This is a genomic window from Nocardia sp. NPDC051030 (genome assembly GCF_040683015.1).
GTDB lineage: Bacteria > Actinomycetota > Actinomycetes > Mycobacteriales > Mycobacteriaceae > Nocardia.
The window spans coordinates 165,473-187,877 of sequence record NZ_JBFBCD010000013.1; the positions used below are offsets into that span (position 1 = coordinate 165,473).

General features: G+C 66.4%; 20 protein-coding genes. 7 read left to right on the top strand and 13 right to left on the bottom strand.

The features are described from left to right. Positions 1-45 precede the first annotated feature (45 nt). Both AB0N05_RS36315 and AB0N05_RS36320 read left to right on the top strand, forming a co-directional pair. Positions 46-642: a helix-turn-helix domain-containing protein gene (locus AB0N05_RS36315; RefSeq protein ID WP_364702900.1), complete on the top strand. Its 597-nt coding sequence runs from the start codon at positions 46-48 to the stop codon at positions 640-642. A 7-nt stretch (positions 643-649) separates the two neighbouring features. After that, positions 650-1,666: a fused (3R)-hydroxyacyl-ACP dehydratase subunits HadA/HadB gene (locus AB0N05_RS36320; protein ID WP_364702903.1), complete on the top strand. Its 1,017-nt coding sequence runs from the start codon at positions 650-652 to the stop codon at positions 1,664-1,666. Between the two features lie 3 nt (positions 1,667-1,669). On the opposite strand, the gene AB0N05_RS36325 is transcribed toward AB0N05_RS36320, so the two are convergent. The 3 genes from AB0N05_RS36325 to AB0N05_RS36335 are packed head-to-tail and all read right to left on the bottom strand — an operon-like array spanning position 1,670 to position 5,852. Continuing rightward, positions 1,670-3,193 (bottom strand): YfcC family protein, encoded by a 1,524-nt coding sequence (locus AB0N05_RS36325; protein WP_364702905.1) that lies wholly within the window; start codon positions 3,191-3,193, stop codon positions 1,670-1,672. Further along, positions 3,190-4,539, bottom strand: a complete 1,350-nt coding sequence (locus AB0N05_RS36330; protein ID WP_364702908.1) for a M20/M25/M40 family metallo-hydrolase — start codon at positions 4,537-4,539, stop codon at positions 3,190-3,192. Before AB0N05_RS36330 ends, AB0N05_RS36325 begins: the two co-directional genes overlap by 4 nt. Before the next feature lie 56 nt (positions 4,540-4,595). Then, positions 4,596-5,852 (bottom strand): ROK family transcriptional regulator, encoded by a 1,257-nt coding sequence (locus AB0N05_RS36335; RefSeq protein WP_364702910.1) that lies wholly within the window; start codon positions 5,850-5,852, stop codon positions 4,596-4,598. Between the two features lie 68 nt (positions 5,853-5,920). Here AB0N05_RS36335 and AB0N05_RS36340 point away from each other — a divergent pair, with 68 nt between their 5' ends. The 4 genes from AB0N05_RS36340 (at position 5,921) to AB0N05_RS36355 (ending at position 10,054) form a co-directional block, all read left to right on the top strand. After that, on the top strand, positions 5,921-7,462 hold the full coding sequence (locus tag AB0N05_RS36340; protein WP_364702913.1) for a carboxylesterase family protein: 1,542 nt from the start codon (positions 5,921-5,923) through the stop codon (positions 7,460-7,462). Positions 7,463-7,517: 55 nt separating this feature from the next. Further along, positions 7,518-8,219 carry a hypothetical protein gene (locus AB0N05_RS36345; protein WP_364702915.1) on the top strand — a complete coding sequence of 234 codons (702 nt, stop codon included), beginning with the start codon at positions 7,518-7,520 and terminating at the stop codon, positions 8,217-8,219. Positions 8,220-8,342: 123 nt separating this feature from the next. After that, positions 8,343-9,224: an ATP-grasp domain-containing protein gene (locus tag AB0N05_RS36350; RefSeq protein WP_364702918.1), complete on the top strand. Its 882-nt coding sequence runs from the start codon at positions 8,343-8,345 to the stop codon at positions 9,222-9,224. Continuing rightward, positions 9,221-10,054, top strand: a complete 834-nt coding sequence (locus AB0N05_RS36355; protein WP_364702921.1) for a hypothetical protein — start codon at positions 9,221-9,223, stop codon at positions 10,052-10,054. The genes AB0N05_RS36350 and AB0N05_RS36355 overlap by 4 nt, the downstream gene beginning before the upstream one ends. 10 nt (positions 10,055-10,064) lie before the next feature. Here AB0N05_RS36355 and AB0N05_RS36360 read toward each other — a convergent pair whose 3' ends face one another. From AB0N05_RS36360 to AB0N05_RS36395, 8 genes are all read right to left on the bottom strand, one after another. Further along, positions 10,065-11,570, bottom strand: coding sequence for an NAD(P)/FAD-dependent oxidoreductase (locus AB0N05_RS36360; RefSeq protein WP_364702923.1), 1,506 nt, complete (start codon positions 11,568-11,570; stop codon positions 10,065-10,067). A gap of 97 nt (positions 11,571-11,667) precedes the next feature. Continuing rightward, positions 11,668-12,678, bottom strand: a complete 1,011-nt coding sequence (locus AB0N05_RS36365; RefSeq protein WP_364702926.1) for a diiron oxygenase — start codon at positions 12,676-12,678, stop codon at positions 11,668-11,670. 78 nt (positions 12,679-12,756) lie between these two features. After that, entirely contained in the window at positions 12,757-14,112 is a 1,356-nt protein-coding gene (locus tag AB0N05_RS36370; protein ID WP_364702928.1) for a hypothetical protein, read from the bottom strand. Positions 14,113-14,123: 11 nt separating this feature from the next. Continuing rightward, positions 14,124-14,954, bottom strand: a complete 831-nt coding sequence (locus AB0N05_RS36375; protein WP_364702931.1) for an ABC transporter permease — start codon at positions 14,952-14,954, stop codon at positions 14,124-14,126. Next, positions 14,951-15,940 (bottom strand): ATP-binding cassette domain-containing protein, encoded by a 990-nt coding sequence (locus tag AB0N05_RS36380; protein ID WP_364702934.1) that lies wholly within the window; start codon positions 15,938-15,940, stop codon positions 14,951-14,953. Before AB0N05_RS36380 ends, AB0N05_RS36375 begins: the two co-directional genes overlap by 4 nt. Then, complete coding sequence (locus tag AB0N05_RS36385; RefSeq protein ID WP_364702936.1) at positions 15,937-17,445, bottom strand: nucleotide disphospho-sugar-binding domain-containing protein; 1,509 nt, start codon at positions 17,443-17,445, stop codon at positions 15,937-15,939. Before AB0N05_RS36385 ends, AB0N05_RS36380 begins: the two co-directional genes overlap by 4 nt. A 3-nt stretch (positions 17,446-17,448) precedes the next feature. Then, positions 17,449-18,945, bottom strand: a complete 1,497-nt coding sequence (locus AB0N05_RS36390) for a condensation domain-containing protein (RefSeq protein WP_364702939.1) — start codon at positions 18,943-18,945, stop codon at positions 17,449-17,451. Between the two features lie 101 nt (positions 18,946-19,046). Beyond that, positions 19,047-19,454, bottom strand: coding sequence for a hypothetical protein (locus tag AB0N05_RS36395; protein ID WP_364702942.1), 408 nt, complete (start codon positions 19,452-19,454; stop codon positions 19,047-19,049). A gap of 407 nt (positions 19,455-19,861) precedes the next feature. On the opposite strand from AB0N05_RS36395, the gene AB0N05_RS36400 reads away from it, so the two are divergent. After that, complete coding sequence (locus AB0N05_RS36400; RefSeq protein WP_364702945.1) at positions 19,862-20,884, top strand: hypothetical protein; 1,023 nt, start codon at positions 19,862-19,864, stop codon at positions 20,882-20,884. A gap of 4 nt (positions 20,885-20,888) precedes the next feature. Here AB0N05_RS36400 and AB0N05_RS36405 read toward each other — a convergent pair whose 3' ends face one another. Then, positions 20,889-21,401 (bottom strand): MarR family transcriptional regulator, encoded by a 513-nt coding sequence (locus tag AB0N05_RS36405; RefSeq protein ID WP_364702948.1) that lies wholly within the window; start codon positions 21,399-21,401, stop codon positions 20,889-20,891. Continuing rightward, a complete protein-coding gene (locus tag AB0N05_RS36410; RefSeq protein ID WP_364702950.1) occupies positions 21,401-22,405 on the bottom strand; it encodes an aminotransferase class I/II-fold pyridoxal phosphate-dependent enzyme in 1,005 nt (334 codons plus the stop codon). The genes AB0N05_RS36405 and AB0N05_RS36410 overlap by 1 nt, the downstream gene beginning before the upstream one ends.

Below are 22,405 nucleotides of genomic sequence, written 5' to 3' on the forward strand. Positions count from 1 at the left end.
GTTTTCAAGCGCAAAGGCCCCCTGTCCAGCCATTACACTCGGACGGTGGCAAAACGAGGACCCTATGGCAAAGGTATAGAACGGCGGCAGCAGATCCTCGACGGCGCGCTGCGCACCATTGCCGAGCGCGGCTTCCACGCCACCTCGCTGGCCGAACTGGCCGATGCGGTCGGACTCAGCCAGAGCGGCCTGCTGCACTATTTCGGGTCCAAGGAACAGCTGTTCATCGCCGTCCTGCGCCGGCGCGACGAGCTGGATCTGGCGGCCATGGGCGAGCCGAGCCCCGAGTCGCTGATCGCATTGATTCGCCGAAACACCGAGGTGCCCGGCCTGATCGAGCTGTTCACGCACATGCAGGCCGCGGCCGCCGACCCGCGCCATCCGGCGCACGAGTACATGCGCGAGCACTACGAACGCGGCACCGAGGGCTTCGCCCGCCTACTGCGCGGCATGCAAGAGAACGGCTCGCTACCCGCCCACGTCGACCCGGTCGCCATGGCCACGGCCTTCATCGCCCTCACCGACGGCCTCCAATCGCGCTGGCTGATCGACCCGGCCCTCGATATGACCGCACATCTCGAATTGTGCTGGGAGCGATTCACAGCGCGCCCTTGGATGCGTCCGGGCCATGAAACCCGATAATCCCGATATGCGACTAAGCACGGAATTCGATCCCGTCACTCACGCCCGGTCGGCCATCGGACGCCGCTTCCGCGTGGAGGACTCCTATGAGGTCGGACGGGAGAAGATCCGCGAGTACGCCAGGGCAGTCCAGGACGCCCACCCGGTGCACTGGGACGACAAGGCCGCCAATGACTTCGGCTATCCGGGCCTGGTGGCCCCGCCGCTGTTCAGTTGCATGCTGAGCGGCATGGCCAGGCAGGCGTTCACCGACATCCTCGAGGGCTACGACCTGACCGCGACCGTGCACACCGATCAGGTGCTCGACTTCCACCGCCCAATCGTGGTCGGCGACCGGCTCTTCTGCAATCTCGCCCTGCGATCCTTCCGGCAGGCGTTCGGCGGGGATCTGCTGGTGATCGAGAACATCATCACCGATCAGCGCGGCGAGGCCGTGGTCACCTCGCAGACCGGCCTGATCGCACGGTCCGGACCGTCCGAGGAAGCCACCGCCGCGACCGCACTGCTGGCGGGCATCGTGCGGCGGCTGCCCCGCACGGAGCTTCCGATGCACGAGCTTCCGTCGTGGGAGCCGACGTTCCCGGCCCCCCACACTTCGCGCTCACTGGCCATGGACTCGGTCGCGGTCGGTGACGAGCTGCCCGGGCGAACGGTGTCCTGCACCATCGGCGATCTGGTCAATTACGCCGGTGTGGCCGACGATCCGAACCCCATCCACTGGCATCCCGGCGCGGCCCGGATGTTCGGCCTGGAGCGCGGAGTCGTCGCGCACGGCATGCTGACCATGGCCTTCGGCACGGGCTTCATCACCTCGTGGCTCGGCGATCCCGGCGCGCTGCGCCAGTACAGCGTGCGCATGACCAGCCCGGTGTACGTGACGCATGATGGGCCCAGCGATATCGAATTCAGCGGCCGGATCAAATCACTCGATCCGGCCGAGCGCACGGCGACCATAGCGCTCACCGCGATGTACGAGGGGCGCAGGATCTTCGGCCGCGCCACCGCCGTCGTCCAATTGTCTTGAGCCTCAGCCGATCCAGGCCGCCACGGCCAGGAACCCGCAGGTCAAGACGAACAGTATCCCCATCAGCGGGACAATGAATTTCACGTAGCGGTCGTAGCGCACCTTCGCCAGCGCGATACCACCGGTGACGACCGCCGTGGTCGGGGTGACCAGATTCGCCCAGCCGGATGCCGACTGCCACGCCGTAACCACCAGCGAGCGTGGCACATTCGCGAAATCCGCCAGCGGAGCCATGATCGGCATGGCGAGGGTGGCGTGCCCTGAGGTGGACGGGATCAGGAATGCGAGCGGAATGTTCACCAGGAACACCGCGACCGCGAACACCGCTGATGAAGTGCCGGTCACCACGCCCTCCAGCGCATGCAGCACGGTGCTGGTGATCTGAGTGTTGTTCATGATCACCGTGACGCCGCGCGCCAGCACGATCACGAACCCCGCGCCCACGAAATCGCTGAACCCCTTGCCGATGCCCTCCGCCATCTTGGCCTCACCCAGCCCGCCGACCAGGCCGACCACGATCGCGCCGATCAGGAACAGTGCGGTGAGTTCCGGGAAGTACCAACCCAATTCCCACTTGAAGGGCTGCGCATCCGGGCCCTTGATGACCGTGCCCCACGGAATGATCGAGAAGATCATGAACGCGAAGGTGACCACGACCAGCCAGAGCACCGCGACCTGCCGCCGCGTCATCGGATCGGGCGCGTGGTCCTCGGCCTGCACATCCTGATCGCCGGGCTGCCAGCCGGACCACGACTTGCTCGGATCGGTCTTGACCCGGCGCGCATACCAGAGCACGTACCCCACGGTGGCCACCGTCAACACCACCAGCATCGCCAGACGCAGCACAATGCCGTCGCCGATGGCGATCCCGGCGGCCGAGGACGCGGTGCCGGTGGCGAACGGGTTGACCGTCGAACACATCACGCCCACACCGGCTCCCGCGATGATCGCGCCCACGGCGGTCATGCGGTCATACCCCAATGCCAGCATCAAGGGCACCAGTAGCGCGTAGAACCCCAGGGTCTCCTCGGCGAATCCCTCCACCGTGCCCGCGATCGCGAACACCACCATGATCCCGACGATCAGCAAGAACGACCGATTCCGCAATTTGTATGCCAGCGAACCGATTCCACTGTCGAGCGCGCCGGTCGCGAAGGCGACGGTGATGAACGCACCCACCGCCAGCACGAACAGGAATACCGCCGCCGCACCGTAGAGGTCACCCGACATATCCGGCGCGACCTGCCCGGTCTTACCGTCCTGAATGCCGTAGAGCCCATTGACCGGCGCCAGGAACAGATCACGTAGTCGCGCACCGAAACTCTTGGCGTCCTCGATGCGGTGATAGGACCCCGCGATGGGATGACCCTTGTCATCCATGTCGTACACGCCCGGCGGAATCACGAAGGCCGCCAGCCACACCGCGAAGGTCACGCCCGCGAGAATGGTGTAGGTGGACGGGAATTGGCGCTTCTTCTTGTGCTGAGCGGGCTTCGGTGTGGCGTCTACGGTTTGGGCTTCACTCACTTGCGCATCCTGTCCGCGAAGAGTTGGAAGAATTCGGCCTCGGCGAGCGCCACATTGCCCAGCTCGCTCACCAGCACTCGTTCATTGAAGCCGTGCATATTGCAGTTGGAATCCTCGACGCCGAGCATGAGCACCTCGGAGTCCGGATTGGCGGCGGCCATCGAATTGGTCAGCGGAATGGAGCCACCCATGGCCGAATCGACGGCGTCGACACCCCAGGCCTTGCCCATGGCATCGCGCATGGCGGCATAGGCGGGACCTGTTGTACGCGCGGCGAATCCGGATCCGACATCGCCACCCGTAACAGTGAGTTCGATGCCGTACGGCTTGACCTTCGACAAATGCTCGATGACGGCGCGCTGTCCCTCGGCCGGGTTCTGCTCCGGATGCACGCGCACGTTCAGATACGCCTTCGCATACGGAATCACCGCGGAGGCAGCGGTTTTCACCGGCGGTGCGTCCAGGCCGATCACCGTGATGGCAGGCCCGTACCAGATCCGCTCACCGATAGGCCCGGTGCCGAGCAACGGCATTCCCGGTGCCATACCGGTGATTTCGGCGAATTCCTTATCGGTGTAATTCGCCCCCGCCCACTTGTCCCGCCGCAATCCCTGCACCGCGACATTGCCGTCGGCGTCGTGCAGCGTGGCCAGCCCGGCCATCAAGGCCAGTAGCGCATCCGGTGCCGCACCGCCGAACTGACCCGAATGCACCGGCGCGGCCAGCGTGCGGACTTCGACGAAAACGTCTGCGACACCCCGCAATGCGGTGACCAGCGTGGGTGTTCCCGCCCGAATGTTCCCGGCATCGCAGATGAGCAAGGCGTCGGCCTTGAACAGTTCCGGCTTCTCGGCCGGATAGTCGTCGAAGACCGACCCGTACTCCTCCTGACCTTCGATGACGATGGTGATGCCGACGGGCGGCTTCCCGCCGAACGCCCGCAGCGCTCCGATATGGGCCACCACATTCGCCTTGCAGTCCGCGGCCCCACGCCCGTAGATCGCCCCGTCCTTCTCCGTGGGCGTGAACGGCGGTGTCTTCCAGAGGCTTTCATCACCGGATGGCTGAACGTCGTAGTGCCCGTACAGCAATACGGTCGGCGCACCGGGCGGTGCCGGGATGCGGCCGTACACGACCGGCGAGGTATCCGGCAGGTTCAACACCTGCATATCGCTCACCCCGGACTTCCGCAACTCCTCTGCAACGAGATCGTGCGCCCGCTGCACGTTCTCCTTGGGATAGTCCGGAAAGGCGATCGAGGGAATGGCCACGAGCCGACCGAGCAGGTCTTTCAGCTCCGGCATGAGGTCATCGACAGTGCTTCGCAGATCCTGGCGCTGATCCATCAGCCCATCGAACCACCGACACGGGCAAAATCAGCGAATCTCCAGCCATCTTTTCTTCAATGGTGACGGACCGGCAGCCGGGGCACCCCGGACGGGTCGGAAAGCACCGCGTGACGGGCGAATTCGACCGCGCCACGCAGCATGGAATCCGCTCCCAGCGCCGCCGGGACGACATCCAGTTCCATGGCCGGAGCCAGCGCGCCCCGCCCGGACAACACCTGCTCGATCGTGGGCGCAAGCCAGGCGAACCACTGCGTGAGCAGCCCGCCGAGCACGATCTCATCGACATCGAGCAAGGCGGTGATCGACAGCAGCGCCGCACCCAGCGCCCGGGCCGCCTCCTCCACCGCCGCCAGCGCCCGCTCATCCCCCGCTTCCAAGGCCACGACCAGCCGATCCGAAGCCGCCTGCACGCCCTGCGACCGCAGCGTCCGCTGCAGCCCGGCGGCAGTGAGCACCGCCTCCGGCCCGGCATACAGCACCAGGCACCCGCGCGCGCCACACACACAGCCCGGACCGTCGAACGCGACCGGCATATGCCCCGGCTCACCCGCGATCCCGTGACTGCCGATATGAATCCGCCCGTCCAGCACCACACCGCCGCCGATGCCTGTACCCGCCTCGATGAGCACCAGCCCACGCCGCGCCCGAGGCCGCGCGTGATACTCCGCGAGCGCGGCCGCATTGCCGTCATTGACCACATCGACCGGGCAGTCCAGCCCCGGCAGCCGATCGGCGATGAGCGCGCCCAGCCGCACCGGTCGCAGCCACCCGAAATCCGGTGCGACCAACACCGTTTGCGCCCCGTCATCGCGCACCGGCCCCGCCATGGCCACGACGACCCGAACCAGCACGGATTCGACGTGCTCGAATCGTGGCGCGCGGGCGGCGTTTTCGGCGCGGCGGACGGCGGCGGCGAGTGCATCCGCCATGGCCTCCGGGGTGCCCGGAGCCTGATGGTGGGACGTGTCCTCGCGCCACACGATCGCCCCGGCGAGGTCGGCGACCACGGCCCGCAGCTGCTCGGAGGTGATCTGCACGGCGATGGTCAGGGCGCGACTCGGCGCGAGCCGCACGGGACGCCCGGGCCGACCCCGGCCACCGCTGCGCTGCGCGTCGTCCTCGCCGATGAGTCCGCGATCGACCAGATCGGCGACCAGCGTGGTGACCGACCCGTGCGCCAACCCGGTGGCCGTCGCCACCTCGGTGCGCGCACAGGGCCCGTGTTCCGCGATATGCCGCAATACCAGTCCGAGGTTGCGGCGGCGCACGGCGGCTGAGTCGCTCGGCGTGCCCGAGTGTGCGGTGTCCACAGGTTCGACATTATGCTGGCAATGATTTATTTCAAGCATTGACGTAATTGATGGACCATGAGGTTGACATGCCCGCTGCACATATCGGCCGCCGGACCCTACTGCTCGGAACGGGCGCGCTGGCCTTGGCCGCCGCATGCTCCAAGCAGTCGGACGACACCAGCACCGCGCCCACCGTCACCACCACCCACGGCCCGATCCGAGGCGAGCGTCGCGCCACCGGCACCGCCTTCCTCGGCATCCCCTACGCCCAGCCGCCGGTCGGTGACCTCCGCTTCGCGGCCCCCTCCCCGCCGACGCCGTGGAAGGAAACCCTCGACTGCGTCAAGTACGGCCCCACCGCCCAGCGCAAACAGCTCTCCGACGTGACAGCCATCCCCGAGCCCAGCATCCCCGGCGACGGCATCCTCAACCTCAATGTCTTCACCCCCGACGCCTCCAAGCAGTCGAAACTCCCTGTCCTGGTCTGGATTCACGGCGGCGGCTTCGTCGCAGGCTGCTCGGCCAGCCCCTGGTATGATGGCGCGTCCTTCAACCGTGACGGCGTGGTCGTCGTCTCCATCGGCTATCGCCTCGGCATCGAAGGCTTCCTGCACGTCGACGGCGCACCCGACAATCGCGGAGTGCTCGACTGGATAGCCGCCCTCGAATGGGTCCGCGACAATATCGCGTCCTTCGGCGGCGATCCGGCCAAGGTCACCATCGCGGGCCAGTCCGCGGGCGGCGGCGCGGTCTGGGCGCTCATGGCCACCCCCAAGGCCAAAGGTCTTTTCCGCGCGGGCATCTCGGCCTCGGGCGCACTGTCCCAGCCCAATACTCGCGATCAGGCCCAGGCGGTCAGCGCCTTCTTCACCCAGCGCACCGGCACTCCCACCACCGTCGCCGCCCTGCGTGACCTCTCCGGCGACCAGATCCAGGCGCTGGAAGACAAGCTGCGCGCGGAAGGCCCCGACAGTGCCAGCGTCCCCCTCCTGAGCCTGGCCCCCTTCGCCGACGGCACCCTCATCCCCGAATCCGCCACGGACGCCCTGAAATCCGGCTCGACCGCGAACGTCCCCCTGCTGCTCGGCTTCACCCGAGACGAGTTCAACGCCATCACCCGGGACAAGCCCATCCCCGACGCGGCCCTCCCCACCGCCTTCACCGCGCTGGGCCTGTCCCCCACCGATATCGACGCCTTCCGCACGGCCTACCCCACCGATTCCGCCGCACAACTCGTAGGCCAAGCCCAGAGCGACGCCCTCCTGCGCGCCCCGTCCTACCGAGCCGCCGAGGAACGCACTGCGCGCGGCGTCCCCACCTGGCTCTACGAGTTCACCTGGTCCTCCACCGCCCCCGACTACAACGGCCTCTCCTCACACTGCCTGGACCTCCCCTTCGCCTTCGATTGCCTGACCGCGAAGGGTGTGTCCTCGGTCGCAGGTGACAACCCGCCGCAGGCCCTGGCCGACGCCCTGCACAAGACCTGGGTCGACTTCATCGTCAATGCGGATCCGGGCTCTACCTGGCCGCGATACAGCACCGATCGGCGCGAAACCATGATCTGGTCGAGTGCGTCCGCCGTTCAGACCGACCCGTTCGCCTTACAACGTCAGATCTGGCTCCGCTGACCTTTGGGGCTACCGTGTAGCTAAGTAGAGGGTCGAGACGGATGGGTGGTTGGGCATGCTCGTATCGCACCGTTGGGTCGGGACCGCCGCAATGGTCATCGCACTCGGGGCCGTCGCGGCGCCATCGGCCCAGGCCGACCCCTCCGACTCGCAGGCGGCACTCGGCGGCGGGTCCGGCATCGTGCTCGGGCGGTCCACCAAATGCAGTCTGACCACCATCGGACACGACGGTGCCGGGCGGCTGGTGGGGTTCACGGCCGGGCACTGCGCGGAGCCGGGAATGCCGGTGACCGGTGAGCAGTTCCGCGATGTCGGCGTGGTCGGTGTCGTGCGAGCCTCGGATGAGGAACTCGATTACGGGGTAATCGAATTCGATCCGGACAAGGTCGCCCCGCTGCGGTCCGTGGGCGGCACCACCATCTCCGGGTATTCGACACCGCCCGCGACCTGGGATGTGGTGTGCCAGACCGGGCGTACGACCGGCCGGGCCTGTGGCGTCGTATGGGGTTCGGGGCCAGGAGGTTTCCTCGATCAGGCATGCTCGAGCTACGGCGATTCCGGCGGCCCGCTGACGGTCGGGGATACCCTGGTGGGGCTGGTTTCGGGGCCGTTGATCAATGACACCCGGGCGATCCGATTCAGTTGCAGCGACAGCAATAATCCGCTGCATACGCCGGTGCTCGCGGTGGCGTTCGATGCGGTGCGGGCCGCGGTGGATGCGGCGAAGGGTGTCGGTTCGGGGTTCCAGCCGATCTGATCGGCGGCCTTGGACTACCGCCTCGGCGTTACATTTTCGCCCCCAAAAGGGATGATCTTGCTGAAACGATCGGCAAATAGTCTGGGCCGCTGCGCAAGTGCGCAAGGCCCGTCGGGGAGCGTAATGGCGGCACGGATGAGGTTCTGTTTTCTCGTCGAGGAGCAGTACCGCAAGGATGGGATGCCGCTGAATGTGGCTCGGCAGTTGCGAGATTGGGGGCACCGGGTCGATATCGTGCGGCCGGGCGGTGAGCTGCTGGATCTCGACTCCATAGTCCGGCAGGGACAGCACGACGCCTGGGTGCTCAAAACCGTTTCCGGCGGGCCGGGGCTCGGCCTGCTGGAAGCCGCCGCCGCGGCCGGGCTCACCACCGTGAATGACGCCAGATCCATTCGGGGCGTGCGAGACAAGGCCCGGGCGGCCGTGGTCGCGGCGGCCAGCGGTCTGCCGGTTCCGACGACCTGGGCGGCAGCGCGGCCCGCCGACCTCGCCCGAATCCCTTCCACCCGATACCCCTTGGTGGTCAAACCCGCCGACGGCAGCTCCGGACGCGGTGTGCGCCTGGTCAAACGGCCCGAGCAGCTGGCCAAGCTGATGGACGGCGAGGCGCGCGACGCGCTGCTGCTGGCGCAGCCGTACGTGCCGAATTCCGGTGTGGACCTGAAGATCTACTGCGTAGGCGGCCGACTGCACGGCACCGAACGCACCTCGCCACTGGCGCGCGGCGAGCGCGGCCCGGATAAGCCGGTGCCCCTGAGCCGTGAAATCGCGGATATCGCAGCGCGTGTCGGCGAGGTGTTCGGACTCGACCTGTACGGCGTGGATGTCGTGCTCGGGCCGGACGGGCCGGTCGTGGTGGACGTCAATGACTTCCCGAGCTTCCGGAAGGTGCCCGAGGCGGTGCCGACCGTCGCGCGCGCCATCATGGACCTGGCCCAAGCCGGATCGTCCTACCGGGTCGACCTCGAATCGCTGGCGCGGGAACAGCTTCCGGTGGCACTGTGAGAGTCGGCTTGCTGACCGGGAAGCCGGACCATCCGCTGCTCGCCGCCACGACCGCACTCCTGACAGCGGACGGCCACCTGGTGGAAACCCTTGCGCCCGACGCGAACCAGCCCGCGAATCCAGCGGACGTCTACCTGCTGAAAGCCCGCACGCCCGCCGCGATCAGTCTCGCTCGTGCCCTGGAAGCGCATGGCATCCCCGTACTCAACTCCGCCGATTCGACCGAGTTCTGCCAGGACCGAGTTCACATGGCGCAGTGGGCGGATCGCTCGAGCCTGCCCTTCCCCGCGACCATCGAATGGCCCAACCTCCGCGACCTGCCCGAACAGCTCGACGGCCCGCTGGTGATCAAGAGCCGCCACAGCCGCCGCGATGACCTGGTAGCCCGCGTAACCACCCTCGAACAGCTACAAGCCCTAGCCGAGACCTGGCCGGACGAGCCCGTCGTGGTCCAGGACTTCGCCCCCGGCACCGGCTGGGATCACAAGCTCTGGGTGGTCGCGGGCAAAGTCTTTGCCGCCCTGCGCCACTCCGAACTGACCGAGGGCACCCGCCAGCCGGATCGCCCGCTGACCGGCCCCCACCCCTGGGCCGAACTCGCACTGCGCACCGGTGAGGCCTTCGGCCTGGATGTCTACGGCGTGGATCTGCTCGAAGTGGACGGCGAACCGCTGATCGTCGATATCAACGCCTTCCCCGGCATTCGCGGCCAGGAGGGTGCCGCACAGGCTCTCGCCGCCCGAGTACTCGAGCAGATCCCCCCGCGCCGACTATCGGACCACGCCCGGACAGCAGCGGAGGACCGCAGCGACGCTGTGGCCCTCCGATAACGCCGACCGCTCAGGCAGAACGTGATTCGACCGTCCCCACGGCCGCACGCGCCTGCCCGCGACGGCTGAAGCGCAGAATCCCGTCCTCCAACTCGCCCTTGCGCAGCATGGCGCGATCGCGGAAGTAGTTATTGATGACCAGCCACGGCCCGCGCGTCCCCTGCCGCGGCATGACACCATCACCACGCTGGATGTAGCCGGAGGTCAACGCACCGCCCATGAGCGAGGCCTCGGACCGATCGCCTTCCTCGGGCACCGCGACCACCTGCGAATAGCCCTTGTCCCGCATGTGATTCAGCAGGCGGCAGAAGTATTCGGCGGCCAGGTCGGCCTTCAGCGTCCAGGACGCGTTGGTGTACCCGAGCACGATCATGGCATTGGGCACATTGCTGAGCAGTGAACCCTTGTAGGCCACCAGGTCCCGGGTCACGACGGCTTCGCCGTCCACTTCCAGCGCCGCGCCGCCGAGCATCTGCACGGTCAATCCGGTTGCGCTGATCACGATGTCGGCTTCCAGCTCCTCGCCGGAGCGCAGCCGAATGCCGGTTTCGGTGAAGGCGTCGATGTGGTCGGTGGCAATGGAAGCCTTGCCGCTGCGCAGAATCCGGAACAGATCACCGTTCGGCACCACGCACAACCGCTGATCCCACGGGTTGTACGACGGCGTGAAGTGCCGCATATCGACGCCGGACCCGACCTGCGCGCGCACCGCGGCCAGCATGAGCTTCTTGGACAGCTTCGGATTGGTCCGGGACAGCTGGTAACTCGCCCGCTGCAAGGCGATATTCCGCGCCCGCCCCGCCTTGTATGCCAGTGCGGCAGGCACTCTCGCGAACTTCATGCCGACCGCGACCGGATCGTCCGCGGGCAATGCCGCAATATACGTGGGCGACCGCTGCAACATGGTGACGTGCGCGGCATCCTTGCTCATGGCCGGAATCAACGTGATAGCCGTTGCGCCACTGCCGATCACGACCACCCGCTTACCGGTGTAATCGAGATCCTCGGGCCAGTGCTGCGGGTGCACGATCTGCCCGCGGAAGTTCTCCTCGCCGGGGAACTCCGGCCGGTAGCCCTTGTCGTAGTCGTAGTAGCCGGTGCAGCCGATGAAGAAGTCGGCGGTGTAGGTCTCGGTCTCGCCGGTCTGCTCGTTGTGCACGTGAACGGTCCAGATGCCGTCCTCGGTGGACCAGCTGGCCTTGGTGACGCGGCGGCCGAAGCGAATGTGGTCGATGACGCCGTATTCGCGCGCGGTGTCCTCGACGTACTGCCGGATGTGCGGCCCGTCGGCGAGCACCTTGGTGCCGTGCCAGGGCCGGAAGCCGAAGCCGAAGGTGTACATGTCGGAGTCGGAGCGGATGCCCGGGTAGCGGAACAGGTCCCAGGTGCCTCCGATGGCGGTGCGCCGCTCCAGGATGAGGTAGCTGCGCCCGGTCTGTTCCCTGGTCAGATGGCAGGCCATGCCGATGCCGGAAAGGCCCGCGCCGATGATCAGTACGTCGACATGCCGCGTCATTGAGGTACTCGCTTCGCTTCTGGTCGCGCCCGGACACCGGCGTCCGGGCGCACCGAGTATTACATGTTATTCGCAGTAACGTCTACTACGGGGCGGGTCAGGCCGCGCGGACCTGCCCCGGACGGTCCGGCTCGGACCGATACCGCGTGGTCGCGCCGTCGATGCCGAGCACCTTCCAGACCGTCTTGGCCACCGGATTCATCAACCCGATCCGCTTGGCCAGCGACCGCACATCACCGAAGTAGCCCGCGAAGGCCTCCTTGGAATCCGGCAGCCCGAAGAAGACCTCCTTGCGCACCGACCGCGGAATCCCGAACTCCTGAAAGAAGGAGCGCGGCGGAATGATGATCGCCCGCCCGCCGATCCACATGACGATCGGGAAGGCCAGCGACAGCACGAACTTGTTCAGCTGATTCGCCTGCGGCACATGATGTTCCAGGAACTCGTGCGCGAAGGAGATGTGCCGGGCCTCCTCTGCGATATGGATGGCCATCACTCCGCGCATGATCGGATGCACCTCTTCACCGGCGCGCAGGATCGCCTTCTGAATGTGGTCGATCGGCTCCTCGCCGGACAGGACCGCCATGAAGAACAGGTTCGGGAACACCGCGGCCAGCGGCGGCACCACATAGGTGAGCTTCTTGAGAATCGGCCCCATACCGGGCACATCGCGCCCGATCCGGTTCACCATCTCCTGGAACATCAGGGTGTGATTGCACTCCTCGATGACCTCGTGCGTGCAGTAGCGGAATTCGGCCGAGCCATTGGGCAGCTTGAAGGTGTGCTGCACCATGCCGCCGATCAGCAGGGTCTCGAACTGCAACCCGACCTTGGCGATATTGGCCTGCCGCCACAGCCCGATCTCGATCTTGCGGTCCTCGGGCTGGGATTTGTACCAGGGATGCCTACCGAACATGTCCCCCGATTCCGGGAGAATCCAGCGCCGGTCGGTGGCATCGATCGCGAAATCGGGGTTGTCCCAATCGATATCGGTGAAAGGATCGAAGTGCTTGTCTACCGAACCCTGCGACAGCAGCAGGAGCTTCTCGGCATACTGCCGCGCGAGTGCGACCACGGGATCGGCGGTCTTCACGGTTGCTGACGCCATTGTCAGAGCCTCTCGGGGAGTGACTTAAATAACTGTACCCCATGGTTACACTTACATCCCCGGCCCGTCAACCGCAGGTTACGACCAGAAGCTGGGGTGCAGGCCCCAGGCCGCGAACTCCTTGGCCACGTAGTCGCTCAGCGCGTCACGCGTGGGGAAGCGATCCGGATCGGCACCCGTGATGGCCAAAACCACCGTCTCGCCATCGCTGGACCAGGACAGATTCAGGCCGACCTCGACGCGTCGGAACATCTCGGTGTCACCCGTGCAGACCACCGGACGCATGAGCACCGAACGAGCGCGGACACCAGCGATGGTGGCCACGGCCTGGCCGGTCTCACCGAGGTTGGTGCACAAGCATTCCGGCGCTTTGGCAGTACGGGAGAAATAGCTGAGGACGAACCGAGGCAGCATCATCTGAACCGGCTGAAGGTGTTGCAGCGCCGGAGTGGTCACCGGATCGGCGTAGGCACGCGCGGCCTGCTTGATCGAGGTGCGCACCTGAGCCAGGTCGGTGCGAGCATCAGCCCGGAAAGGCACCGCGATCGGCAGCCCGGTGGTGGCATTGCCACGCGGATCATCCGGCTGCCGCATGGAATGCGGAATATCGACCCGGACGGCGGCACCATCGGAAACCCGCCCGCACCGGCCGAGAATCCCGACCGCGACCCCGACCAGCAGCCCATTCGCAGTGCCTTGATTGGCTGCCGCGACCGCATTCCACTCGGCCAAATCGACCTCGACGACAACACTCGCGGCCGTATACCGGTCGGCCAGCTCGAGCTCCGGCTCGACCGGGCGCGGATTCCGGGCGGGCTCCTGCACGGCGCGAGCCTTGATAGCGGCACCGATACCCAGTGCCGCCGCAGCCAATTGACCAGTGGCATCGACGAAATGCCTGCGGCGCAACCCCGTTCGTGCGGTCTCGCCGACCAGCCGCCCGGAGCTCGTGTCAGCATCGGGCGGTAGCCCGGCTTCCAACCGGTCCAGCGCATCGCCGACCGCGTACAGCACCGCGCCGCCATCGGCCCCCACATGCGACGTGACCAGGGACAACAACGTCCCTCCGTCGCTCGTGGGCGCGGCCGACAATCGCCACACCCGCCCGCTGCGCGGATCGAAATCGACGTGGCTCTGCGCGAAGAACCAATCCAGCACACCGCTCTCGGCCACAGCTTCGTCCTGCCAGCCCAGCGGAATCGACTGCGCCGCCCGCACCCACCAAGGCCGTGCGAACGGAACGGCGGTCGTCACCACCCGCCGAGCCAGGAATCCCGCCGCCAACTGAGCGTGAAATCCGTCGAGCACCCCCCGACCGAGGCGCTCGTCGAACCGCCACGTCAACTGATTGACGAGGGCATTGCCGTACAGGTCATGCAGCTTCAGAAACAGATCGTCGTCCGCGGTAAGCCGATTCATGGTGCCGCTGTTCATGATTCCTCCATTCAGCGGTTGCGCAGGGTGCGCACGGTCAAGGGTGCGAACACGACCGCGACCAGCAGTGCGGCCAGCACGGACCAGAGCAGGTCGCTTCCGGCGTGGCCGGAATCCGCGAGATCGCGGACCGCCGCCACCAGATGCGAGACGGGGTTGTAGTCGGACACGTGCCGCAGCCAGGCGGGCATGGCGGCAACGGGAACCAGCGCATTGGACGCGAAGCTGAGGAAGGTCAGCACCAGCATCGACATGCCCTGCACCGCCGCCGGGCGGGCAACCGTCACGCCGATGAAGGCGAAGATCCAGCTCATGGCGGTGGTCGCCAGCACCACGAGCAGCGCCCCGAGCACCAGTCCGCCCGGATGCTCCGGCCGATACCCCATCCCGAGTCCGACGATCAACACCATGACCGCGGCGATCACATATCGCGTCGCACCCGACACCAACGCTCCGGCCACGGGCGCGGACCTCGCGATCGGCATGGACACGAACCGGTCGAACACACCCGACCGAATGTCCTCGGACAGTTGAACTCCCGTAGCCACCGACGACGTCAACACGATCTGCACCAGCACGCCCGGAACCAGAGTGGGCAGATAAGCCTTCAAACTCCCCGCAATGGCCGTACCGAACACATTCCCGAACAGCAACGGCCCCACGATCGGCAGCAGAATCGCGTCGTACAGCAACTGCGGACTGTGCCGGAAGGTCAGCATGCCCCGCTTCGCCATGAGCAGCGATTGCACCAGCGAATCCCGCAACCCGATCCGAGTTACCCTGGGCCGCCGGTCGATTCGCGTCACCGGAGTGCGCACGAGGCCTTGCGTGAGCGTCGTCATGACGTGACCGCCTTTACTGCCGAATCCTGCACAAGATCTGTCGAGAGCGGCGCGGCGGCCCGAGGCTGGGTCAGCGCGAGGAACACCGCATTGAGATCGGGCCGGTCCACGGCGAATCCGCGCAAGCGAATCCCTCCGGCACGGCAGGCGCTGATCACCTCGGCCGCACTGTCGATGTCCGGCAGCGGAACCGACAGCCGATCCGGCGTATCCCCGTGCAGCGGAGTAATTCCGACGATCCGCTCCACCGCCGCCTCGGCCAGCGTCCGCTGTCCCGAGTCGACCAGATCGATCCGCAGCACCTCCTCCCCCACCGACGACTTCAGTTCCGCCGCAGTCCCTTCCGCGACCACGGCTCCGTGATCGATGACGGCAATCCGATCCGCGAGCGCATCGGCTTCCTCCAAATACTGCGTAGTCAGGAGAATCGTGGCTCCCCGATCCACCAGCCCCCGCACCACGGACCACATCCGCTCCCGCGTATGCGGATCCAGCCCGGTGGTCGGCTCATCCAAGAAGATGAGGGGCGGCAACGTAATCAAGGTGGCCGCCAAATCCAGCCGCCGCCGCATCCCGCCCGAGAACGTACTGACCCGCCGCAGCGCGGCCCCGGTCAACTCGAACTCCTCGAGCAGCTCATCCGCCCGCCGCGCCGCATCCCGCCGCGACAACCCCAGCAGCTGCCCGAACAATCGCAGATTCTCGATGGCGGTGAGATTCTCATCCACCGCCGCGTACTGCCCGGTCAGCCCGATCATCGACCGCACCGCCGTAGCCTGCCGAACCACGTCGTACCCGAAGAGCCGGGCCCGCCCCCGATCCGGCCGCAATAGGGTCGCGAGCATCCGCACGATCGTCGTCTTCCCGGCCCCATTGGGCCCGAGCAACCCGAACACGGTCCCCGCCTCGATCCGCAGATCAACCCCGTCCACAGCGGTCATCCCAGCGAAGCTCTTCCCGAGTCCCTCGGTCTCGATAGCACTCACAGCAGCATTCCTCTCGATACAGCTCCGGTGAGAGAGCTCCGTTGTTCAGAAGCGATGGATTCGATGGCGTCCGCGGCCCGCGCTACCCCGTCATCGCGGAATCGCAGCCCGTACGCCGACGCGCGCAGCACCACCTCGGGCCGCGTTGCCCGAATCAGTGCCTGCTCCAGCCGATTCGCAGTGATCTGCGCGAACGGCACGGTCACGCCGAGCCCGAGCGCCTCGACCTGCTGCCCCCAGTACGGCTGATCCGCCTGTACCGAGCACACCACCGCGGGCACTCCGGCCCGCAGCACCGCCGCCGTGGTCCCCGCGCCACCGTGATGTACAGCTGCCGCACACTTCGGCAGCACCGCCCGGTGATCCACCTGCCCGACCACAGCCATATCCGCCCGAATGCGAGCGCGAAATATCCCGCCCACCAGCAATATCCGCATCCCCAGTCGACGGCCGACCTCACGCACCATCGCCTCCACCGCGTCCGGATCGCCCACGGGCATGGACCCGAACCCGACATAAACGGGCGCACTCCCCGCCGCGAACCAATCCCGCAGCTCCGGGCGAGGCTCGATCGCGGCCGGGCCGTTCGCGCAGGTAATGGCCGATGTCCCACTGGGCACGACCGGAAACCCGGTCACCGGTGCATCCCCCAATGCACTCTCGAGCCCCGGAAAGAGCTCCGGGTCATATGCCTGAATGGCGATGCGCCCTGGCGTCGCAGCAGTGCCCGACCGGCCGACAGCCGCAACATCGCGTGCTGGAAGGCTCGGATCGGCCGACGGTCGCAGAGCACTCGGTGTCAGCTCGAGTACTCCACCTCCCGCGTGCAACTTCAGCTCAGGAATCACGCGCAGTACCTCCGCGCCTGAAATGTCGGTGTGCGAGTGGGGATTCGGTTGTGGTGTCGGCGACGATGCGGGCACCTGCGTCGCGTGGGGCGCGCGGCCCGGCGCGGTGGCTCGGCGCAGGGCAGCGATCTCTGGGGCCAGTGCCCAGGCGCGAGCCTTCGTCAGTGCCTGCCAGCCCAAGCGGTGTGCGGTCCCCGGTAGCCGCCGAGCCCAGGCGGCGGGCACCACTGGTACGGCTCTGTTCGGCACGATCGGGAAGAAGTGGACGGCCGCGAGCGGGATTGCTCGAATTCTCGCCACTTCGGCGGCGGCCTCCTCGCACGCCATTCCGGTGACGAGTACTTCTGCGTCCCCGGCGATGTCGAGTAGGTCCAGGGCCGCTTCACCGAACCCGCGGCGTTGCAGGTCCAGGGTGGCGCGGATTTGCCGCAATGGGTTGCGGGAGGTGAATCGGCGGTCATCGCGCTGGGTTCGGAGCAGGTCGTCGCTGTCCAGTCCGAAGGGTTTGGCCGAAAAGCCTTGGTCTCGGGCGAAATCCACCAGATTCGGCGAGACGGCCAGCGTCACGTGGTGGCCTCTGCGCTGCAGTTCCTGGCCGATCAGTACACCGGGTTGGGCATCACCGCGACTGCCAGCGAAGGCTAAGAGGAGCCGCATGGCTCACCGCCTTGCCGGTACCGGTGCCAAGTCCGGTTGGCCCGTGCTCAACGGGACCGGGGCCGGATCGGGCGTCACCACGGGGGTGTCGTGCAGGAGCGTGGTGGGGACGGCCGCCTCGAGTTCGACTCCTTCGGCGAATTCGCGCATGGCTTTGGTGAATTCGTAGAGGAACCGGTCCATCTCGACGGTGGGGAAAGCGGCCGGGAACCGGGTGGACAGCCGGAGTCCGTCGGCGGCGCGAACAATCCAGAAGAAGACTTCGTCCGGCGAGTGGGATTCGGCGCGGAGGGTGTGCCCGCGCAGGGATTCCACGAGCTGGTAGTCGGGCAGGACTCGGATATCGAGGAATGAGATGCCGAATCGTGGGCTGTCGGTGCAGGAGAGCAGGTCCAGCGCGCGAGTCCACGTGGCGTCATTGGCAACCTTGGTGCGCCGCAGGGCGCTGCGGGTGGATTCGAGGGAGGTGTCCAGATCCAGATCTGGAGCCAGGGTGATGTCGAGGGGAACAACATTCACGAACCAGCCCATGGATTCGAGCCAGCACAGGTCGGGGCGCGTAGAGATGGGCATGATGGCCCGCATGGAGATGTAGCCGAAGGCCCGGCGGTAGGCGATGGCGAGCGCTGTGAATACCGCCACGGAGAGCCGATGCCCACGCGCGGTCACGGCCGCCTCCACGTACTCGAGCTCGGTGAGCGGCAGCAGTTTCCGCGAAATGCTGGTCTGCGGCAGCGGCGCGGCATGACTGGGAGCGGAGATCGCGGGTTCGAATCGCGGCAGCATCCCGCCCGAACCACTGAGGAACCGCCGCCACAGCTCAACCGCCTCGCACCGCGGCGTCAATGCCGCGGCGGTGGTCCGCTCCAGCGCCGCGAAATCGGCCGCACTGCCGAATGTCACCGATTCCCGCACCGGCTCGCCCCGCCGCACGGACTGATACATGGCCCGCAGCTCCAGAATCACAATGGCCTGCGAGTAGGCGTCCATGACCGAGTGATCCGCCGCCACCAGCACGGTGAAGTCCCCGGTGTCGGCGTGCTCGATCGTGGCGAGCAGGCAGTGCGGCCAGACCAGCGGCGACAGCCGCAGTTCCATCGCGTCGCTGAGGTATTCATTGATCGCCCCGGCGGATTCGAGCCCGGTCACCGCCTCATCGGCGATGACAACGCCGTCCCCCTCCAGCACCAGCCGCTCGGGCTCCGGATTCCCATGCCCGGCAAGGGTGGTCCGCAGTCCCTCGTGCCGCACGTGCCACAGCCGCACGGTCTCGCGCCAGTCCTCGGCGTCGAACGCCGCGTCCATTTCGAAGATGGTCCCGATCCAGCGTCCGCGTCCGGGTCGCGGATCGTTCGCGTCGGTATTCGCGCAGTGCCGCACGTGCACGCTGGTCAATGGCCGGTCATCGGCCGTCCAGTCATGGCCGGGGGCCACTTCGGCGCTCCACAGCGTGAGCGCCCCTGAGCGTAGGGAGAATTCAGACAGGTGGGTGTATTCCATGACGATGTTCCTCATCGGTTTAATGCGCAATAATCAGAATGAGCAGAATGCTCACATCAAACGCAACCCATTGCCTAATGGGCGAATTGAAAGCAAATGCCTTATTTCGCGCCCGAAGATCCCGCTCCCGCAGCCGCGCTCCCAGATCCGAGCGCCTGCGCGAGCGTTCCTCCCGCCTGTGCGGACCCACTGGCCGCACCACTTCCGGTGCCGAGTAATCCGAGAACCGTTCCCGGCCCGGGAAACAAACCGGCGAGTGTGCCCGCAGCGGAACTGCCGGTACCCAGCGCGCCGAGCACGCCCGCGCCGGTGGCACTGCCCGTACCCACCGCCGCGCTACCCGTTCCCAACTGGGGTAATACCGATTGCGCCGGGTTCGAGCCACCCACGTCGGCGGGCGGTGCGGCATCGCCGCCCGCCGGCGCGGCGGTAGCCAGACCGGGTGCAATGAAAGTCGCGGAGAGACCCGCGAAAACGACGGCCGCACGAGTGAATCGAGATACGTTCATGGCCCGATTTCCTTTCAAACCTTCATCAGGACAAGTGCGCCCGAAAGGCGACTTGGTGTCAGCAGGTCGAGAGAGTGCGGCGGCGACTCTGCCGAGAATGGCACGGTCTGAATGACCTGCGAACCAAGAAAAACACCAAATTGCAACTCACGCAACTCACAGACTCGCAAACATTTGGTTAACGAAATGTTCTTGGTCCTTTCACTGTGCTCCAGGACACTGCATGAAAGAAATTGGTCCGTGATTCACTTTTACAGTTCTCGACGCGCGAAAGTCTGGACACGGGCGCACAATCCAGTAACCTCCGCCCAGTGGCTCATTGTGTCCCACGCCACTCTCCGCTAGCCTCCTCTGAGACCGTTGGGTTTCACAAATCCCCACGGGCCCAAGGGATGAAGGGAACCTCGATGATGAGGCGTATCGCATCGCGCCGAGCGATGTCCGCGGTGCTGGCAGCGGCAACACTTTTCGCCGGACTATGGATGTCGGCCACGGCCACAGCCGACGACACTGCACCGGAGCCACCCGCGACAGCCCAAAGCATCTACGGCGGCACCGGCCCCCACCCCGTCGCGACGGCCGTGCGCACCAACCCGTGCCAGGAATCGATCGTCGGCATGTTCCAGCACATCGCCGTCCACATCTTCGGCAATCGCGACGATATGACCTGCACCCAGGCCTTCCCCAATGGCTTGGAATCCCCTGCGGGCGTGAACACTTACTACCCGGCCGACATCGCCGACCTCGGCAGCGCGCCCCTGATCGTGATGACCGGCGGCATCGACGCCAACCCCGGCATGTACGACCGCCTGGCCCGCCAATGGGTCAGCAATGGCTTCGTCGTCATGATCCCGTACGAGTGGTTCAACTCCCTGGCCTACGTCCCCGCCGCCGGACTCGCGGTCGCGATCATGGCGAACCGCGATCCGAATTCCCCGCTGTTCAACCGAATCGACCTGTCGCGCACCTTCGTCGCCGGACACTCCGCCGGTGGCGCGGCCAGCCAGCAGATCGCGGCGGTACTCCCGTCGGTCGCGTCACTCATCGACCCCACGCTGCGATTGGCGGGCGTGCTGGCCATCGAGCCCGGCCCGATCGCGGTCGGTGCGCTGCTCAATGTGCCGACCCTGTACCTCACCGGTTTCAATGATTTCGTGGTCCCGGACTTCGCCTGGGTGCGCTGGTGGCAGTACAACACCACCTTCAATGCCCCGGCCTGGATCGCGAATGCCCGTGGCGTCAGCCACTTTTCACCCGTGGACGGCACCGACGCCTACCTGAGCTCGGGCACCGCAGTGGCCTGGCTGCGCTATATGGCCTTCGGCGACGAGACCGCCAAGCGGTTCTTCGTCGGCCAGGATTGGCTGCTGCCCAGCGACAAGACGTACTTCAGCGTCGAACGCAATCCGCTCGCCACCGCGCTCCGCTGAACCATCAGCGAGCCCGCGCGGCCGCCACCATCGCCTCGAGCCGCGCACCGAACGCCTTGACCTGATCGCGCAGGGCCTCGATATCCGCGACGGGAATCCCGACGCGATCCAGCACGGTCTCGATCATCCGCTGCGCCTGAGGTTGCAGTTCGATGCTGGCCTCGGTGGCGTGCAGCACCACCGCGCGGCCGTCGGCGGCACTGCGGATGCTGTCGACCAGCCCGCGCGTCTGCAACCGCTGGACCAGCGGTGACACCGTCCCGTAGTCAAGGTGGATCTGTTCGCCCAGTTCCTTCATGGTGATGCCCGGTCGCTCCCACAGGGCGAGCAGCACGAGGTACTGGGGGTAGGTGAGGTGCATCGCGTCGAGAAACGGACGGTAGGCGGCGGTCATGGACCGCGACGTGGAGTACAGCGCGAAACACAGCTGCGCGCTCAGCGACAACAGTGCGTAATCGATCTCCTCGTCCGCTCCGGCCCGGTGCCCTTCGGGTGCGGAAGGCGGATTTTCTTGCATTACTGCACTGTACTGCGCACGGTGGCGAGCACCGCGTCGGTGGCATCCCGGTCGCCGACGGTGATGCGGAGTCCGGTCGGATAGTGCTTCACGTGGATATCAGCCCCAGCCAATGCCATCCCTACCCGATCGATATCCGGACCCGGCAGCGTCAGGTACGAGAAGTTGGCGTAACTGTCCGGCACCGTGAGTCCCAGCTCCCGCAGCCCCTCGGTGAGCTGCCCACGGTGGTCGCCGATCTCGGCCACCCGCGCCGCAATCTCCGGCTCAGCCTCGTAGCAGGCCCGGACAGCCACCTCGGCCAAAGCATTCATCCCGAAAGGCAACTGCCGCCGCGCGATTCGCTTGATGGTCGCCGGGCTGCCGATCGCATACCCCACCCGCAGCGCAGCCAGCCCATAAGCCTTCGAAAACGTCCGAAGCACAATCAAATTCGAGAACCGCTCCATGAGCGACAACACTTCGATCCGCTCGTGATCCGCCACGAAATCTACATACGCCTCGTCCAGCAGAACCGTGACATCAGCCGATAGTCGGCTCATGAATTCCACGAATTCCACTGGTGCAATGAGTGTTCCAGTCGGATTGTGCGGACTGCACAGCACCACCAACCGCGTCGTCGCCGTCACCGCCCGTGCGATCCCCGCCAAATCCTGACGCCCGTCACCGGTGAGCGGTACCGCGATCGGCCGCCCACCCGCCATCGCGGTGAGAATCGGATACCCGTCGAACGTAGGCGTAGCCATCACCACATGCGCACCGCCGGAACCGAATTCCTGCACAATATGCATGATCACGCCGGTCGCTCCCGCGCCCACCACGATCCGATCCGGCTCGATGCCGAACCGTTCCGCAATGAGCCGGGGCAACCGCTGCGGCAGGAACTCCGGATACCGATTGGCCGAGGCCAGCGCCCGGGTCAGCGCTTCCTGTACGGAAGCCGGTGGCCCATAGGGAATCTCATTGAGCTGGAGCTGATGCCCCCGCCGCAGCACCGGAGTCAT

Bases quoted from the DNA above. Each gene is read 5' to 3' on its own strand.
- AB0N05_RS36320 (WP_364702903.1), top strand. From the start codon at position 650: ATGCGACTAAGCACGGAATTCGATCCCGTCACTCACGCCCGGTCGGCC.
- AB0N05_RS36330 (WP_364702908.1), bottom strand. From the start codon at position 4,539: ATGGATCAGCGCCAGGATCTGCGAAGCACTGTCGATGACCTCATGCCG.
- AB0N05_RS36340 (WP_364702913.1), top strand. From the start codon at position 5,921: ATGCCCGCTGCACATATCGGCCGCCGGACCCTACTGCTCGGAACGGGC.
- AB0N05_RS36345 (WP_364702915.1), top strand. From the start codon at position 7,518: ATGCTCGTATCGCACCGTTGGGTCGGGACCGCCGCAATGGTCATCGCA.
- AB0N05_RS36350 (WP_364702918.1), top strand. From the start codon at position 8,343: ATGGCGGCACGGATGAGGTTCTGTTTTCTCGTCGAGGAGCAGTACCGC.
- AB0N05_RS36360 (WP_364702923.1), bottom strand. From the start codon at position 11,570: ATGACGCGGCATGTCGACGTACTGATCATCGGCGCGGGCCTTTCCGGC.
- AB0N05_RS36365 (WP_364702926.1), bottom strand. From the start codon at position 12,678: ATGGCGTCAGCAACCGTGAAGACCGCCGATCCCGTGGTCGCACTCGCG.
- AB0N05_RS36370 (WP_364702928.1), bottom strand. From the start codon at position 14,112: ATGAACAGCGGCACCATGAATCGGCTTACCGCGGACGACGATCTGTTT.
- AB0N05_RS36375 (WP_364702931.1), bottom strand. From the start codon at position 14,954: ATGACGACGCTCACGCAAGGCCTCGTGCGCACTCCGGTGACGCGAATC.
- AB0N05_RS36385 (WP_364702936.1), bottom strand. From the start codon at position 17,445: ATGCGGCTCCTCTTAGCCTTCGCTGGCAGTCGCGGTGATGCCCAACCC.
- AB0N05_RS36390 (WP_364702939.1), bottom strand. From the start codon at position 18,945: ATGGAATACACCCACCTGTCTGAATTCTCCCTACGCTCAGGGGCGCTC.
- AB0N05_RS36395 (WP_364702942.1), bottom strand. From the start codon at position 19,454: ATGAACGTATCTCGATTCACTCGTGCGGCCGTCGTTTTCGCGGGTCTC.
- AB0N05_RS36400 (WP_364702945.1), top strand. From the start codon at position 19,862: ATGATGAGGCGTATCGCATCGCGCCGAGCGATGTCCGCGGTGCTGGCA.
- AB0N05_RS36405 (WP_364702948.1), bottom strand. From the start codon at position 21,401: ATGCAAGAAAATCCGCCTTCCGCACCCGAAGGGCACCGGGCCGGAGCG.
- AB0N05_RS36410 (WP_364702950.1), bottom strand. From the start codon at position 22,405: ATGACTCCGGTGCTGCGGCGGGGGCATCAGCTCCAGCTCAATGAGATT.